Origin of the sequence: Arthrobacter luteolus NBRC 107841, from assembly GCF_001552075.1 — a bacterium.
GTDB lineage: Bacteria > Actinomycetota > Actinomycetes > Actinomycetales > Micrococcaceae > Arthrobacter_B > Arthrobacter_B luteolus.
In genome coordinates this window covers 90,361-104,628 of sequence record NZ_BCQM01000006.1, presented here as the reverse complement: position 1 = coordinate 104,628, position 14,268 = coordinate 90,361, and the positions used below count along the sequence as shown (strand labels likewise).

General features: G+C 65.0%; 11 protein-coding genes. 5 read left to right on the top strand and 6 right to left on the bottom strand.

Annotation, left to right across the window (positions count from 1 at the left end; all coding sequences use genetic code 11):
* On the bottom strand, window positions 1-855 hold the full coding sequence (gene panB / locus AL3_RS12290) for a 3-methyl-2-oxobutanoate hydroxymethyltransferase (protein ID WP_066301240.1): 855 nt from the start codon (window positions 853-855) through the stop codon (window positions 1-3).
* 161 nt (window positions 856-1,016) lie between these two features.
* Here panB and AL3_RS12285 point away from each other — a divergent pair, with 161 nt between their 5' ends.
* The 4 genes from AL3_RS12285 (at window position 1,017) to AL3_RS12270 (ending at window position 7,693) form a co-directional block, all read left to right on the top strand.
* Complete coding sequence (locus tag AL3_RS12285) at window positions 1,017-2,357, top strand: glutamine synthetase family protein (protein ID WP_066301238.1); 1,341 nt, start codon at window positions 1,017-1,019, stop codon at window positions 2,355-2,357.
* A 13-nt stretch (window positions 2,358-2,370) separates the two neighbouring features.
* Window positions 2,371-5,394, top strand: a complete 3,024-nt coding sequence (locus AL3_RS12280; RefSeq protein WP_066301236.1) for a bifunctional [glutamine synthetase] adenylyltransferase/[glutamine synthetase]-adenylyl-L-tyrosine phosphorylase — start codon at window positions 2,371-2,373, stop codon at window positions 5,392-5,394.
* A gap of 101 nt (window positions 5,395-5,495) precedes the next feature.
* A complete protein-coding gene (locus AL3_RS12275; protein ID WP_066301235.1) occupies window positions 5,496-6,968 on the top strand; it encodes an amino acid ABC transporter substrate-binding protein/permease in 1,473 nt (490 codons plus the stop codon).
* Window positions 6,965-7,693, top strand: coding sequence for an amino acid ABC transporter ATP-binding protein (locus tag AL3_RS12270; protein WP_066301233.1), 729 nt, complete (start codon window positions 6,965-6,967; stop codon window positions 7,691-7,693). The genes AL3_RS12275 and AL3_RS12270 overlap by 4 nt, the downstream gene beginning before the upstream one ends.
* 106 nt (window positions 7,694-7,799) lie before the next feature.
* Here AL3_RS12270 and AL3_RS12265 read toward each other — a convergent pair whose 3' ends face one another.
* Window positions 7,800-8,930: a serine hydrolase domain-containing protein gene (locus tag AL3_RS12265; protein WP_066301232.1), complete on the bottom strand. Its 1,131-nt coding sequence runs from the start codon at window positions 8,928-8,930 to the stop codon at window positions 7,800-7,802.
* Window positions 8,931-9,055: 125 nt separating this feature from the next.
* Window positions 9,056-10,480 (bottom strand): type I glutamate--ammonia ligase, encoded by a 1,425-nt coding sequence (gene glnA / locus AL3_RS12260; RefSeq protein ID WP_066301230.1) that lies wholly within the window; start codon window positions 10,478-10,480, stop codon window positions 9,056-9,058.
* Between the two features lie 265 nt (window positions 10,481-10,745).
* Between glnA and AL3_RS12255 the strand changes: the two genes are divergently transcribed.
* On the top strand, window positions 10,746-11,195 hold the full coding sequence (locus AL3_RS12255) for an RDD family protein (protein ID WP_066301227.1): 450 nt from the start codon (window positions 10,746-10,748) through the stop codon (window positions 11,193-11,195).
* A gap of 326 nt (window positions 11,196-11,521) precedes the next feature.
* Here the strand turns inward: AL3_RS12255 and AL3_RS12250 are convergent, their stop codons facing one another.
* From AL3_RS12250 to lipB, 3 genes are all read right to left on the bottom strand, one after another.
* Window positions 11,522-12,274, bottom strand: a complete 753-nt coding sequence (locus AL3_RS12250) for a DUF4191 domain-containing protein (protein ID WP_066301225.1) — start codon at window positions 12,272-12,274, stop codon at window positions 11,522-11,524.
* Between the two features lie 97 nt (window positions 12,275-12,371).
* On the bottom strand, window positions 12,372-13,376 hold the full coding sequence (gene lipA / locus AL3_RS12245) for a lipoyl synthase (protein WP_066301223.1): 1,005 nt from the start codon (window positions 13,374-13,376) through the stop codon (window positions 12,372-12,374).
* Window positions 13,373-14,086, bottom strand: a complete 714-nt coding sequence (gene lipB / locus AL3_RS12240; protein WP_066301219.1) for a lipoyl(octanoyl) transferase LipB — start codon at window positions 14,084-14,086, stop codon at window positions 13,373-13,375. Before lipB ends, lipA begins: the two co-directional genes overlap by 4 nt.
* Between the last annotated feature and the right edge of the window lie 182 nt (window positions 14,087-14,268).

Sequence of the window (14,268 nt, the reverse complement as noted above, 5' to 3'; positions counted from 1 at the left end):
CTAGAAGCTGTGCTCCGGGCCGGGGAAGGTGCCGCTGCGTACCTCGTCGGCAAATTCACGGGCGGCAGCTGAGAGCACCGAGCGGACATCGGCGTAGGCCTTCACGAAGCGGGGGGCCTTGCCGCTGCCCATTCCGGCCATGTCCTGCCAGACCAGCACCTGCCCGGTTGTTGCGCTGCCCGCGCCGATGCCGATGGTCGGGACCGGAACGGCGGCGTCCACTGCGGCGGCCACTTCGGCCGGGACCATTTCCATCAGGACACAGAACGCTCCGGCCTCCACGAGGGCGGTGGCGTCATCCACCACGGCCTGCGCAGCTGAGCCGCGGCCCTGGACTTTGTAGCCGCCCAGGGCGTGTTCGCTCTGCGGTGTGAAGCCAACGTGCGCCATCACCGGGATGCCGGCAGCAGTCATCGCCCGGACATGGCCGGCGTAATGCGCGCCGCCTTCCATCTTGACCGCCTGGACGCCGGCTTCCTTCATCAGCCGGACCGAGGACTCGATGGCCTGGGCGGGGGAGACCTCGTAGGACCCGAAGGGGAGGTCGCACACGATCAGGGCACGCCTGGCGCCGGCCGAGACTGACTTGGCAAACACGATCATCTCGTCCAGCGTGATCGGCAGCGTCGTGTCATGGCCCATCACGTTGTTCGCCGCTGAATCGCCAATCAGCAGGGTCTCTATACCGGCTTCGTCGAAGATCGCAGCCGTGTACTGGTCGTAGGCGGTGAGCATGGCGAATTTTCCACCGCTGTCCTTGAGCTGCTGGAGGTAGGAAATCCGCACGCGCTTTGGCGGGACAGGGGTCTGGGCCGTGTGGGTGCCGTACGGTTTGGGTTGTTCAGCGCTGGTCATCCTCTGAGCCTACTAAACCTGGGGCCGGGCGTACGGCCCGCCAGCTGTTCAAAGCCGCGCGTAATGTCCGGCCACACCACCGTCCTGGGCCGGAAAACCGGTCATGGCTGGGTAGAGTAAATTCAGATCCGCGAAAGCGACCACAGCGAAAGAGGTAAGGCATGAACCGCCAGCAGGAATTCGTTCTGCGAACGATCGAAGAGCGCGACGTGCGGTTCGTCCGGCTGTGGTTTACCGACGTCGTGGGTTCCATGAAATCCGTGGCGCTGGCGCCGGCCGAAGTGGAGGGCGCCTTCGAAGAAGGGCTGGGGTTTGACGGTTCCTCGATCGAGGGCCTGGCCCGGGTCTTCGAATCGGACATGCTGGCCCAGCCGGATCCCTCCACCTTCCAGATCCTGCCCTGGCGCGGTGACGAGGAGCAGACCTCCCGGATGTTCTGCGACATCCTCACCCCGGACGGCCAGCCTTCCGCCGCGGACCCCCGGAACGTCCTGAAGCGGCAGCTGGCCAAGGCCGCTGACATGGGCTTCACCTGCTACACCCATCCGGAGATTGAGTTCTACCTGCTGAAGTCGGACCAGCCCGGACCGGATGGCGAACCCGTTCCCGTGGACCAGGCAGGCTACTTCGACCACGTTCCCGGCGGCGTGGCCCAGGACTTCCGCCGCACGGCCGTTTCCATGCTGGAAGCCGTTGGCATCTCGGTGGAATTCAGCCATCATGAGGCCGGGCCCGGGCAGAACGAGATCGACCTGCGCTACGCCGACGCACTGCAGACGGCGGACAACATCATGACCTTCCGGACCGTGGTCAAGGAAGTCGCGCTGATGACCAACTGCTACGCGACGTTCATGCCCAAGCCGTTCACCGCCCACCCCGGATCCGGGATGCACACGCACTTCTCCCTCTTCGAGGGCGATTCCAATGCCTTCTTTGAAGCCGGAGCCGAGTTCCAGCTGTCCTCCACAGCCCGCCAGTTTATGGCCGGCATCCTTCGCCACGCACCGGAATTCACGGCGGTGACCAACCAGTTCGTGAACTCCTACAAGCGTCTCTGGGGCGGCGGTGAAGCTCCCAGCTACCTGTCCTGGGGACACAACAACCGCTCGGCCCTGCTGCGTGTACCGCTGTACAAGCCCGGTAAGGGACAGTCCGCACGGATCGAATACCGCGGCATTGATTCCGCGGCCAACCCGTACCTGTCCTACGCCGTGCTGCTCGGCGCGGGCCTGAAGGGGATCGAGGAAGGCTACGAACTGCCGCCGGGTGCCGAAGACGACATCGAGTCGCTGAGCGCCGCTGAACGCCGCGCCATGGGACACGCGCCGCTGCCCTCCAGCCTCCACGACGCGATCCGCGTGATGGAGGATTCGGAACTGGTGGCAGACATCCTCGGCGAGCAGGTGTTCGAGAACTTCCTGCGCAACAAGCAGGCGGACTGGAACGAGTACCGGCAGCAGGTCACCGCCTTCGAGCTGAAGAAGAACCTGAGTATCCTCTAGCGAAAGCGCTGCCATGAGCCTGACCAGACGCCTGATCGCAGCCGGATTCACCGACCTGGAGAAAAGCGAACGGTTCCTTGGTGCGCCTGAACTCGCCGGGATCGACCAGGAGAGGCTGTTTGCCGGGTTTACCCGGGCGGCCAATCCGGATATGGCTCTGCAGTCCCTGGTCCGGCTCCTGAGCCGGGTTCCGTCCCTGGGCGACCTGGTTAACGCCGGGCCGGACCGCAGCGAGGCCCTGTTCCGGGTACTGGGGGCCTCCGAGGCCCTGGCCGAATTCGTGATGCGGCATCCGGAGAACGCGGATCTCCTGGATACGGAACTCTCCGCGGAGCCTCCGGAAGTTCCGGCCCGGGCTCTGCGGGCCTCGCTGCTGGAGTCTGTCCGGGCCGGTACCGGCCCGAACCCGGTGGCTGGGCTGACCGGGACAGATGCCTATGTCCAGCTGCGGACACGGTACCGCCGCCACCTGCTGGACCTGGCTGTCCGGGACCTGGGTGCTGCCTCCCCGGAGGACATTATGCCCGCCGTGGGCCGGGAGCTCGCGGGCCTGGCCGGCGCCGCGCTGGAAGCCGCGCTGGCTGTTTCGCGGGCCGAACTTGCAGGATCCTTCGAACCTGCCGACGTCTCGGCGGTGCGCCTGTCCGTCATTGGCATGGGCAAATGCGGCGCCAGCGAACTTAACTACATCTCCGACGTCGACGTTATCTATGTGATCGACGCGCCGGACCTAGATGAAACCCTGGCCAGCCGGATCGGCACCGCAATGGCCGCGGGAATCTCCCGGGTCATCAACGCTTCGGCGCCGGAACCCGGGCTCTGGGACGTGGATGCGAACCTGCGGCCGGAGGGCAAGGACGGGCCCCTGGTCCGGACCCTGGACTCCCACCTGCACTACTACCAGCGCTGGGCGCACACCTGGGAGTTCCAGGCCCTGCTCAAGGCCCGTGCGGTTGCCGGCGATCCGGAGCTGGGACGGCGCTACGAGGACGCCGTGGCACCGCTGATCTGGTCCAGCTCGGAGCGGGAGAACTTTGTCGAATCCGTCCAGGCCATGCGCCGCCGGGTGACAGAGAACATTCCGTCCCACGAGGAAGCGCGGCAGATCAAGCTGGGTCCCGGCGGCCTGCGCGATGTGGAGTTCACCGTCCAGCTGCTCCAGCTGGTCCACGGCAGGGTGGATGAAACCCTGCGCGTGCAGACCACCACGTCCGCGATCGCCGCGCTGAGCGAGGGCGGCTACATCGGCCGGGGCGACGCCGCGGACCTCGACGCCGCCTACCGCTACCTCCGGGTGCTGGAGCACCGCATCCAGCTGGTGCACATGCGCCGGACCCATCTGATGCCGGAAGCTCCCTCCGCGCTGCGGGCGCTGTCCAAGTCCTCAGCGGGTTCGCTGCAGCTGGTGCGGCCCAGCGCGGAGCGGCTGCTGGAAACCTGGCAGCGGACCAAACGGCTGGTGCGCCGGCTGCACGAGAGCATTTTTTACCGTCCGCTGCTAAATACGGCCTCCAACCTCTCCGAGGATGAAGTCCGGCTCACCCCCGAAGCCGCCCAGGCCCGCCTGGCTGCGCTTGGTTATGCCGATCCCAAGGGCGCCATGCGGCACATTGAGGCGCTGACCAAGGGGATCAGCCGCCGGGCGGCCCTGCAGCGGCAGCTGCTGCCGGTGCTGCTCGGCTGGCTGGCCGACGGCGTTGACCCGGACGCCGGACTGCTTGGCTTCCGGCGGCTGAGCGAATCACTGGGGGACAGCCACTGGTACCTGGGGATGCTGCGGGACTCCTCGGCGGCGGGGGAACGCCTCTGCCAGATTCTGTCCTCGAGCCGGTTCATCACCGACCTGCTGGAAGTTTCCCCGGAGTCCACGGCCTGGCTGGGTACGGACAAGGACCTGGCGCCGGTCGGATTCGACTCCCTGTGGCAGGAGATGCGCGCCAAGATGTCCCGGCACCCCCGGCCCGGGGAAGCGGTGCGTCTTATCCGGCTGATCCGCCGCCGGGAGATGCTCCGCATCGCCCTTGCCGACAGTGCCGGCCTGCTCTCCCAGGAGGAAGTGGGCAGGGCCCTGGCGGACAATGACCGCGCCGCTGTCCTGGGGACGCTGCACGCGGCGGAGAACGAGGTGTACGGCACGGAGGAACAGCTCACCGACATGCTGGTGGTGGCCATGGGCCGCCAGGGCGGGCGGGAAATCGGCTACGGGTCCGACGCCGACGTGCTGTATGTCCACCGGCCCCTTCCCGGAGCGGATGCCCAGGCTGCCCAGCGGCAGGCGGAGCGGATCGTCGGACAGATTTCGTCCCTGCTGCAGCAGCCCTGCCAGCCGGCGGTCCTGGCCGAACGGGTGCTGGAGCTCGACGCCGGGCTGCGTCCCGAGGGACGCCAGGGACCGCTGGTGCGCACGCTCGACTCCTACGCCGGGTACTACGAACGCTGGTCGCAGGCCTGGGAAGCCCAGGCCCTGCTCCGCGCCCGGCCCATGGCCGGGGATGACCGGCTGGCCGAGGACTTCATCTCGCTCATCGACCCGCTCCGCTATCCGGAGTCCCTGGATACAGCTGATGTGCGTGAGATCCGGCGGATCAAGGCCCGGGTTGAGTCTGAGCGGCTCCCGCGCGGGGCCGATCCCTCCCGGCACATCAAGCTGGGCCGCGGCGGACTCAGCGACGTCGAGTGGCTGGTCCAGCTCCTGCAGCTGCGGTATGCCCGTTCCTACCCGGCGCTGCGCACCACGGCGACACTTGCGGCGCTGGACGCGATCGGCGACGCAGGGTTCCTGCCGGCCACTGATACGCAGATCCTGAGGGAGAGCTGGCTGCTGGCCAGCCGGATCCGTTGCGCAAATGTGATTCGCGGTGGACGAAACGCCGATGTGCTGCCATCTTCCCGCCGCGAACTTGAGGCTGTGGCCCGCTGGTGCGGCTACGCCGCAGGTCAGGGCGGGGTTTTGGAAGAAGATTATCTCCGGCTGACGCGGCGCGCACGCGGCGTTTTTGAGCGCTATTTCTACGGATACGGTGTCGAAGAGGACTGAGCAGCGGGCCCGGCGGTAATTTGGGTGCCCGCATTCCTAGTAAGGTTTTTTCTGGCGTTTGCTGCGCATCGCCGCGAACCATTAGCTAGGAGACGTTTACTTTGCACAGTGGCAAACGGGCGCTGAAAGGCCCCGCCTCACTCGCGGTTCCCCTCACCAGCCTGCTGGCGGCCTTGGCGCTGCTCCTGGGCATCCCTGCTTCAGGGGCCTTCGCGGCCACGCAGGAGCCCGGCGGCGTAGAGGGTAAGACCTACACCATCGGCACCGATACTACGTTCGCGCCCTTCGAGTTCCGGGAAAACGGCGAACTCGTGGGCATCGACATGGACCTCGTCAACGCCATCGCGGAAGACCAGGGCTTCGACGTCGAAATCCGTTCGCTGGGCTTCGACGCCGCACTTCAGGCCCTGCAGTCCAACCAGGTGGACGGCGTGATCGCCGGTATGTCCATCACGGAGGAACGCCAGAAGGTCTTCGACTTCTCGGACCCGTACTTCGAGTCCGGCATCCAGATGGCAGTAGCGGAGAACAACAATGATGTCTCCGGCTATGAGGACCTCGAAGGCAAGCGTGTTGCCGTCAAGACCGGTACCGAAGGCCAGGCTTTTGCCGAGTCCATCAAGGACCAGTACGGCTTCGACGTGATTGCGTTCGCCCAGTCCGCGCAGATGTACGACGACGTGAAGGCCGGCTCCTCTGTCGCCGTCTTCGACGACTACCCCGTACTGGCCTACGGCATCAAGTCCGGCAACGGCCTCAAGACCGTTACCGACAAGGAAGCCGGTTCCTCCTACGGCTTCGCCGTTAACGCCGGCACCAACCCGGAACTGCGGGAAGCGTTCAACGCCGGGCTGGCCAACCTGCAGGAAAGCGGCGAATACGAAGAGATCATGGACCGCTACCTGGACGCCGGCGCTGCCGACTCCAGTTTCTGGTCCCTGGTCACCGACAACGCTCCGGCCTTCGCCAAGGGCCTCGGCCTGACCCTGCTGGCCACGGCGCTCTCACTGTTCTTCGCGCTGATCCTCGGCGTGATCTTCGGCTTCTTCAAGGTCAGCTCCAAGGTGGTGCTGCGCGGTATTGCCACCACCTACGTGAGCATCTTCCGCGGCACTCCGGTGCTGGTGCAGGCCTTCTTCTTCTACTTCGGCCTCCCGCAGCTCATCGGCCAGCCGGTCGACGTGCTGACCGCCGGTGTGCTGACGCTGAGCCTGAACGCCGGCGCCTACATGACGGAAATCGTCCGCGGCGGCATCCAGTCCGTGGATCCCGGCCAGATGGAAGCCGCCCGGAGCCTCGGCCTGGGCTACGGAAAGACCATGCAGAAGGTCATCATTCCGCAGGCCATCAAGATCATGACGCCCTCGTTCATCAACCAGTTCGTCATCACCCTGAAGGACACTTCGCTGCTTGCCGTCATCGGCTTCGCCGAACTGACCTACCAGGCACAGCAAATCTACGCGGTGAACTTCCGTACCGCCGAGGTGCTGCTGATTGTCGCGGCGCTGTACTTCATCGTCATCACGCTGCTGACCAAGCTCGCGGACGTCCTGGATAAGAGGTTCAACAAGTGACCAAGATTCAAACCATCGGACTGCGCAAGTCCTACGGATCCAACGAGGTCCTCAAGGGCCTGGACGTGTCCATCGCCGAGGGCGAAGTCGTGTGCGTGATCGGCCCGTCCGGCTCCGGCAAGTCCACGTTCCTGCGCTGCCTGAACAAGCTCGAAGACATCACCGCCGGCAAGGTCGTGGTGGACGGGTTCGACCTTACCGATCCGAAGGTTGACCTCAACAAGGTCCGCCAGCAGATCGGGATGGTGTTCCAGCACTTCAACCTCTTCCCGCATATGAGCGTCCTGCAGAACATCATGCTTGCGCCCGTGGAGCTGAAGAAGGGTTCCAAGGCCGAAGTGCGGAAGAATGCCCTCGCCCTGCTGGAACGTGTGGGGCTCGCCGACAAGGCGGATGCCCGCCCGGCGCAGCTCTCCGGCGGCCAGAAGCAGCGAGTGGCGATCGCCCGCGCGCTGGCCATGAAGCCGGATGTGATGTTGTTCGACGAAGCCACGTCCGCGCTGGACCCGGAAATGGTCGGCGAGGTGCTGCAGGTCATCCGTGACCTGGCCAAGGAAGGCATGACCATGGTTGTGGTCACCCATGAGATGGGCTTTGCCCGCGAAGTCGCTGACCGGGTGATCTTTATGGCCGACGGACACATCGTGGAGGAAAACGCTCCCGAAGCCCTCTTCGACAGCCCTGAGTCCCCGCGCCTGCAGGACTTCCTGGCCAAGGTCCTCTAGGACTCCACAGAAGCAGCAATAGCAACAGCGCACGACGGCGGTGCGGTGGACGGTCTCAACAGGCCGGCACCGCACCGCCGTCGTTCCTGTTTGCGGATCTTCCTGCCTACTGGTTCCCGCCTGCGCGCAGAGCCCCGAACGGTTCCCAAAACCAGTCGAAACCGTCCGCGGGACCGGTGAGGAAACGCTGGGTGAACAGGACCCCGAGGTCCCCGTTCGGATAGACAGCGGCACAGGTTCCGGAGCCCCCGGCCCATCCCCACATTCCAGGTTCGGACCACGGCTCTCCGGGGCCGGTCTGGACGGCTGTCAGGTAGCCCCAGGACTCATCCGGTCCGGCCATTCCGGTGAATCCGGTGCGCTGGGTGTCTGTCAGCTGGCCGGAGGTCATCTCGTCCCGCAGCCCGGAAGGGAGCAGGACGCCGTCGGCCAGCGCCGTCAGGAACGTCAGATAATCGGGAACCGTGGAGATGAGGCCGCCGGCCAGCGACTCGAACGCCGGTGCTGCCGCGAACGCGTCCCGGTAGGCTTCCGCCTCCACCAGCCCAGTGTCTGTGACCTCGTAGACGTCGGGGAACTGCTCACGCCCGGTAGGAAATCCGGTTGCGGTCAGGCCGAGCGGGCCGGTGATCTGCTCGGCGAGCAGCTGACCCACTGATTTTCCTGCGGCCCTGGCGAGCAGGACTGAGAGCACATCGGCCCCCGCGTGGTACATCCATCGCTCACCCGGCTGGGCTGCCAGCGGAAGGGCGCCCAGGCGGGCCAGATAGGTATCCGGATCCATCGCAGGAGGATTTGGTCCCCACAGGAAGTCCCGGGTTGCCGCCGAATAGGGAGTCTGCCCGAAGTCCACTCCGAAGCCTGCGGTGAAGGTCAGCAGCTGGCGGAGGGTGATCGGCCCGCGGGCCGGAACGGTGCTGGAAAGCGGAGCATCGGAGGAGGTCAGCACCTGCAGCCCTGCCAGTTCGGGGAGCCAGCGGGCGACGTCGTCGTCCAGTTCCAGCACCCCGTCCGCTACCAGCCGCAGCGCCAGGGCACCGCCCACCAGCTTGCTCAGGGATGAGATCCGGAACGGCGTCTGTGCGGTCAGTGGCTGGGAATCCTCAAAGCCGCAGCTGCCCAGCGCCAGGATTTCCGTCCCGCCGCCGATCCGCACGCCGGCCACCAGACCGGGACACCATCCGGAGCCGATCTGGGCCTGCAGGGCCTGCCGAAGGCCGTTGCGTGTTTCAGACATGGCCCTACCCTGCCCGTGGTCCCGGCTCTGGTCAACGGAAGAGCCGTGCGGGATGAAGAAGGCCCGTGCAGCAGGAGCTGCACGGGCCTTCTTGATACCGGCGTTGAATGCCGGAGGGGGGAGGCTTAGACGCCGTAGTAGAGCTCGAACTCGAAGGGGTTCGGGCGCAGTGACAGCGGGAAGATTTCCTGCTCGCGCTTGTACGTGATCCAGGCATCGATCATGTCCTGGGTGAACACGCCGCCGGCCTGCAGGAACTCGTTGTCGGCTTCCAGGGCCAGCAGGGCTTCCTCAAGGGAGCCCGGAGCCTTCTGGATGTGCTTGGCCTCTTCGGCGGGGAGCTCGTAGAGGTCCTTGTCGATCGGGTCGGCCGGCTCGATGCGGTTCTTGATGCCATCCAGGCCGGCCATCAGCTGTGCAGCGAAGGCGAGGTACGGGTTCGAGGAGGGGTCCGGAGCGCGGAACTCGATGCGCTTGGCCTTCGGGTTGGAGCCCGTGATCGGGATACGGATACCGGCGGAGCGGTTGCCCTGCGAGTAAACCATGTTGACCGGAGCTTCGAAGCCCTTGACCAGGCGGCGGTAGGAGTTCACCGTCGGGTTGGTGAAGGCCAGGACGGCGGAAGCATGCTTGAGCAGGCCGCCGATGTACCAGCGGGCCAGATCGGACAGGCCGGCGTAGCCCTTCTCGTCATAGAAGAGCGGCTCGCCGCCGTTCCACAGCGACTGGTGGCAGTGCATGCCCGAGCCGTTGTCGTTGAAGACCGGCTTCGGCATGAAGGTGGCGGACTTGCCCCAGGCATCGGCAACGTTCTTGACGATGTACTTGAACTTCTGCAGGTCATCGGCTGCGTGAGTCAGCGTGGTGAACTTGTAGTTGATTTCGGCCTGGCCGGCGCCGCCCACCTCGTGGTGGGACCGCTCAACCTCAAGGCCGGCGTTGTCCAGCTCGACGCAGATCGCATCGCGCAGGTCAGCCTGCTTGTCCACGGGGGAGACGGGGAAGTAGCCGCCCTTGAAGGGGGTCTTGTTGCCCAGGTTGCCGCCCTCTTCCTCGCGGCCGCTGTTCCACGGTGCTTCGATGGAATCAACCTTGTAGAAGCTGCCCTGCGGAGCGGATTCGTACTGGACGTTGTCGAAGATGAAGAACTCCGCCTCAGGAGCAAAGAAGGCGGTGTCCGCAATACCGGTGGAGGCAAGGTAGGCCTCGGCGCGCTCAGCGACGCCGCGCGGATCGCGCAGGTAGGGTTCGCCGGTGCGCGGGTTCACGATGGAGAAGTTCAGTGCGAGGGTCTTCTCGATGCGGAACGGATCCAGGAACGCGGTGGTCACATCGGGAATCAGCTGCATGTCCGATTCGGCGATGCCCTGGAAACCGCGGATGGAAGAACCATCGAAGAGCTGGCCGTGGATGAAGAAGTCTGCGTCAACGGACTTAGCCGGCACATTGAAGTGCTGCTGTACGCCGGGCAGGTCGGTGAACCGGATGTCGACGAACTTCACATCTTCGTCAGCGATGAACTTGAGGACCTCGTCCGCAGTCTTGAACATCGTGTCTATGCTCCTTATAAATGTTTGGGTGGCAAGGCCCCGGGCGGTGGACCTGTCCAGGCACCGGGCGGAAAATCCGCTGATCCGGTAACTCCAGTAACTCTAGGCTGGCCCGATTACCCGCCCGTGTCGCAAATGTTTCCGCGACGTTACATACGCCGGGCCGTTTTCCTCCACCCTAGCGTGTGCCCGGTCACCGGAGCACACCGGAGCCGCAGTCATGACGGCGGGACGGGGCACCGGCCGCAGCCGGTAGTCTTAAACCGTGGTTGACAGACGAAGCATAGGTTCATGGCTCCAGGGCCCGCCGTCCGATGAGGAAAACTGGCCCGGCCGCCGGCTCGGCCGCCCCCGGACAGGTCCCGGATCCATTGCCCGGGTAGGTCCCCGGCTCGGCGCGCTCATCATCGACTGGGCACTGGCGTCCCTCATCTCCTATGCGTTCTTCGGTGGAACAGCAACGGCAAACCTGCTGGTATTCGCCGTGGAGCAGATCATTCTGGTGAGCCTCCTCGGCTACAGCATCGGGCACCGGGTTTTCAGTCTCCAGGTGCAAAAAGTGGACGGTTCAGCCGCAGGTCCCCTTGCCGGCGTCGTCCGGTCCGTTCTGATCTGCCTGGTGATTCCGGCCCTGATTTTCGACGCCGACCAGCGCGGCCTCCACGACAAGGCCATGAACACCGTCCTGGTCCGGGTAAAGCACGGGAACCGGTAGCCACCGACAGGTACGTACCAGAGAGGGCCCCTAATAAGGGGTCCTCTCTTTGCATGTTCGGGTGCCGGCCGGCAGCAGTTCCAGCGATCACAGGTCCGTGCGAGCCGGGTGCGGCAAATCGGATGGAACGGGACTTCGCTGCCGTTGCGCCTGCCGTTGCGCCTGTCGTTGCGCCTGTCGTTGTGCCGCGGCAGGAGTCCCAAGTGGCGGGGGAGCCCCCTGACGGAGGCTTCAACTACCAGCCGCCCCAGAGTCCCGCCCACGAAAAAGGACCCTTCAACGAAGGGTCCTTTTCGATGTTCAGCTGTCCGCTGCCGGCATCCTGGCTAGCGTCCGCGTGCTGCCTTGCGGTCAGGGCGGGCCTTGTAGGGGTCGATGCCCTTGGGGATGGGGAGGCGCTGGCCCAGGGCGGACAGGCGCTTGTTGACGGCCTGGACTTCCTGCTTGGTCAGCGACTTCTTCAGCTTCCGGACCTTTTTGGCCACCTGCTGGAGCGGGACCTGGCCTTCGCCGCGGCCGGTCTGGATGACATGGATGGGAACGTTCGGCGCAATGCGGTTCATCTTCCGGCGTTCGCCGTCCACGAGTGTCCGCACCCGGTTGGACGGGCCTTCGGTGACCAGCACAATGCCCGGGCGGCCAATCGCGCGGAACACGGCATCCTGGGTGCGCGGGCTGACGGCAACCGGCTGCTCTTCCAGGATCCAGCCGCGGCGCAGCACGCTCAGGGCTGCACCCGACGCACCGGGCTGGCCTTCAATCTGTGAAAAAGCTGCGCGTTCGGCACGCCGCGAGAGGATGAAGACAGCGGCCAGCAGACCCAGCGGGATGGCGATGATGAGCATCGTGACCCAGTTGTCGATCAGGAAGCCGATGGCCAGACCGAGGATGATGATGCCGAAGAATGCACCTGCCATCCACCAGACCACGCTGGGATCGTTGCGCCGCGTCATCTTGAAGACATCGGCGATCTGTTTCATGCGGCCGGGCTGCTTGTTCTTCTTTTCCGCTTTCGGTTTGCGGGAGAAGAGGCCGCGGCGGGCGCCCTTGGATGCGTCGGAATCAGTGCTGTTGGCCATAATAAGTCAATTCTACGTGATGAAGGCGCGGCATCTTCTCCCTGTGACTCGGGTAGTCGGCGAGGATTGCAGCGGGTATTTGGTGTGGAGACGAAGGTCAGCGCCGGGCCAGGATGGAGGATGCTTCCTGGGCTGCCGTGCCGGAATCCTCGATGTGGGCCAGGTTGGGCGGAAGCTCGCGCCCCTTCTTGCGCATGGCTCCGGCCCAGAGCCGGCCGGCGCGGTAGGAAGAACGGACCAGCGGCCCGCTCATCACACCCAGGAAACCGAGCTCTGTGGCTTCGTCGCTGAGCTCGACGAACTCCTCGGGCTTGACCCAGCGGTCCACCGGCAGATGGCGTTCACTGGGCCGGAGGTACTGGGTAATGGTGAGCAGGTCGCAGCCGGCGCCCCGCAGGTCGCGCAGGGCACCCGAGATCTCCTCACGCGTTTCGCCCATGCCCAGGATCAGGTTGGACTTGGTCACCATGCCCAGGGCCTGCCCCTGCGTGATCACGTCCAGGGAACGCTCATAACGGAAGGCCGGGCGGATCCGCTTGAACAGGCGGGGAACCGTTTCCACATTGTGGGCAAAGACCTCGGGCGATGCATCGCAGATCGCCTGGATGTGCTCGGGTTTGCCGGAGAAATCCGGGATCAGGATCTCGACGCCGGTCCCCGGGTTGAGTGCGTGAATCTGGCGGATGGTTTCCGCGTAGAGCCAGGTGCCTTCGTCTGCCAGATCGTCGCGGGCCACCCCGGTGACCGTGGCATAGCGCAGGTTCATCGACTGGACGGACCGGGCCACTTTGAAGGGCTCCATCCGGTCCACGGGCGAGGGCTTGCCGGTATCAATCTGGCAGAAGTCGCAGCGCCGGGTGCACTCGGAACCCCCGATAAGGAAGGTAGCTTCTTTGTCTTCCCAGCACTCGAAAATATTCGGACAGCCAGCCTCTTCGCAGACGGTGTGCAGCCCTTCCTTTTTGACCTGGTTCTTAAGCTGGACATACTCCGGGCCGATGTTGACCTTGGCCTTGATCCAATCAGGTTTGCGTTCCACCGGCACGGCGACATTGCGCTGCTCAATCCGCAGGAGGCGGCGGCCTTCGGGGGCGAGTGTCACTTCAGGGCTCCTTCGTTCCGGACGGCGCCGGTGTCTGCTGTGGCTGAGGGGGCTGCTCCCGGCTTGTTCACCAGGGCGCCGAGGGTGCGGAGGAGCTCGATTTCCACCCGGTCCGCGATGTCTGCCGGCGATACCGGCGCGCCGAGTTCCTCACTGATGGAGGTGGTTCCGGCATCGGTGATGCCGCAGGCGATGATTTGAGCGTAGGGATTGAGGTCATTGCTGCAGTTCAAGGCGAATCCATGCATGGTGACCCCATGGTCAACCCGGATTCCGACTGCGGCAATTTTCCGGTCCTGGCGGGTACCGTCCCCGCGGATCCAGACGCCGGAGCGTCCTTCGACACGTTCGCCATGAAGCCCGTAGCCTGCCAGCACTGTGAGCAGGGCGTCCTCCAGGGCGGCAACATAGTCCACCACCAGGACGGGATCGGGCAGGCGGAGGATGGGGTAGCCCACCAGCTGGCCGGGGCCGTGCCAGGTCAGTTTGCCGCCGCGGTCCACGTTGATAACGGGGGTGCCGTCGAAGGGGCGCTCATGTGCCTCGGTCCGCCGTCCTGCCGTATAAACGGCGAGATGTTCCAGCATCAGGACCGTTCCGGGCCGTGTACCGGCGCTCACTTCAGTGTGTACGCTGCGCTGCAGATCCCAGCCGTCCTGATAATCGACATAATCCGGGGCAAAGCCAACGCGTTGAAACTCCAACTCCATAGGGTCAGCGTAGCGCCTGTCACACCCGGGAATGCTATGAGCCGCGTCACGTGCATGGCTGGCTGTGGATAACTTCTGCAGGAATCAGCAGTCCACGCTAGAACTGTCGGCATGGAAAGAGCAGGGCAGGAAAGCCAGGATGCAGGCAGGGAGATCCGCCTGCCCGCCGGAGCGCGGCCGGA

What these genes read in the sequence shown, in the direction of transcription:
- panB (WP_066301240.1), bottom strand. Translation starts at nt 855, where the DNA reads ATGACCAGCGCTGAACAACCCAAACCGTACGGCACCCACACGGCCCAG.
- AL3_RS12285 (WP_066301238.1), top strand. Translation starts at nt 1,017, where the DNA reads ATGAACCGCCAGCAGGAATTCGTTCTGCGAACGATCGAAGAGCGCGAC.
- AL3_RS12280 (WP_066301236.1), top strand. Translation starts at nt 2,371, where the DNA reads ATGAGCCTGACCAGACGCCTGATCGCAGCCGGATTCACCGACCTGGAG.
- AL3_RS12265 (WP_066301232.1), bottom strand. Translation starts at nt 8,930, where the DNA reads ATGTCTGAAACACGCAACGGCCTTCGGCAGGCCCTGCAGGCCCAGATC.
- glnA (WP_066301230.1), bottom strand. Translation starts at nt 10,480, where the DNA reads ATGTTCAAGACTGCGGACGAGGTCCTCAAGTTCATCGCTGACGAAGAT.
- AL3_RS12250 (WP_066301225.1), bottom strand. Translation starts at nt 12,274, where the DNA reads ATGGCCAACAGCACTGATTCCGACGCATCCAAGGGCGCCCGCCGCGGC.
- lipB (WP_066301219.1), bottom strand. Translation starts at nt 14,086, where the DNA reads ATGGAGTTGGAGTTTCAACGCGTTGGCTTTGCCCCGGATTATGTCGAT.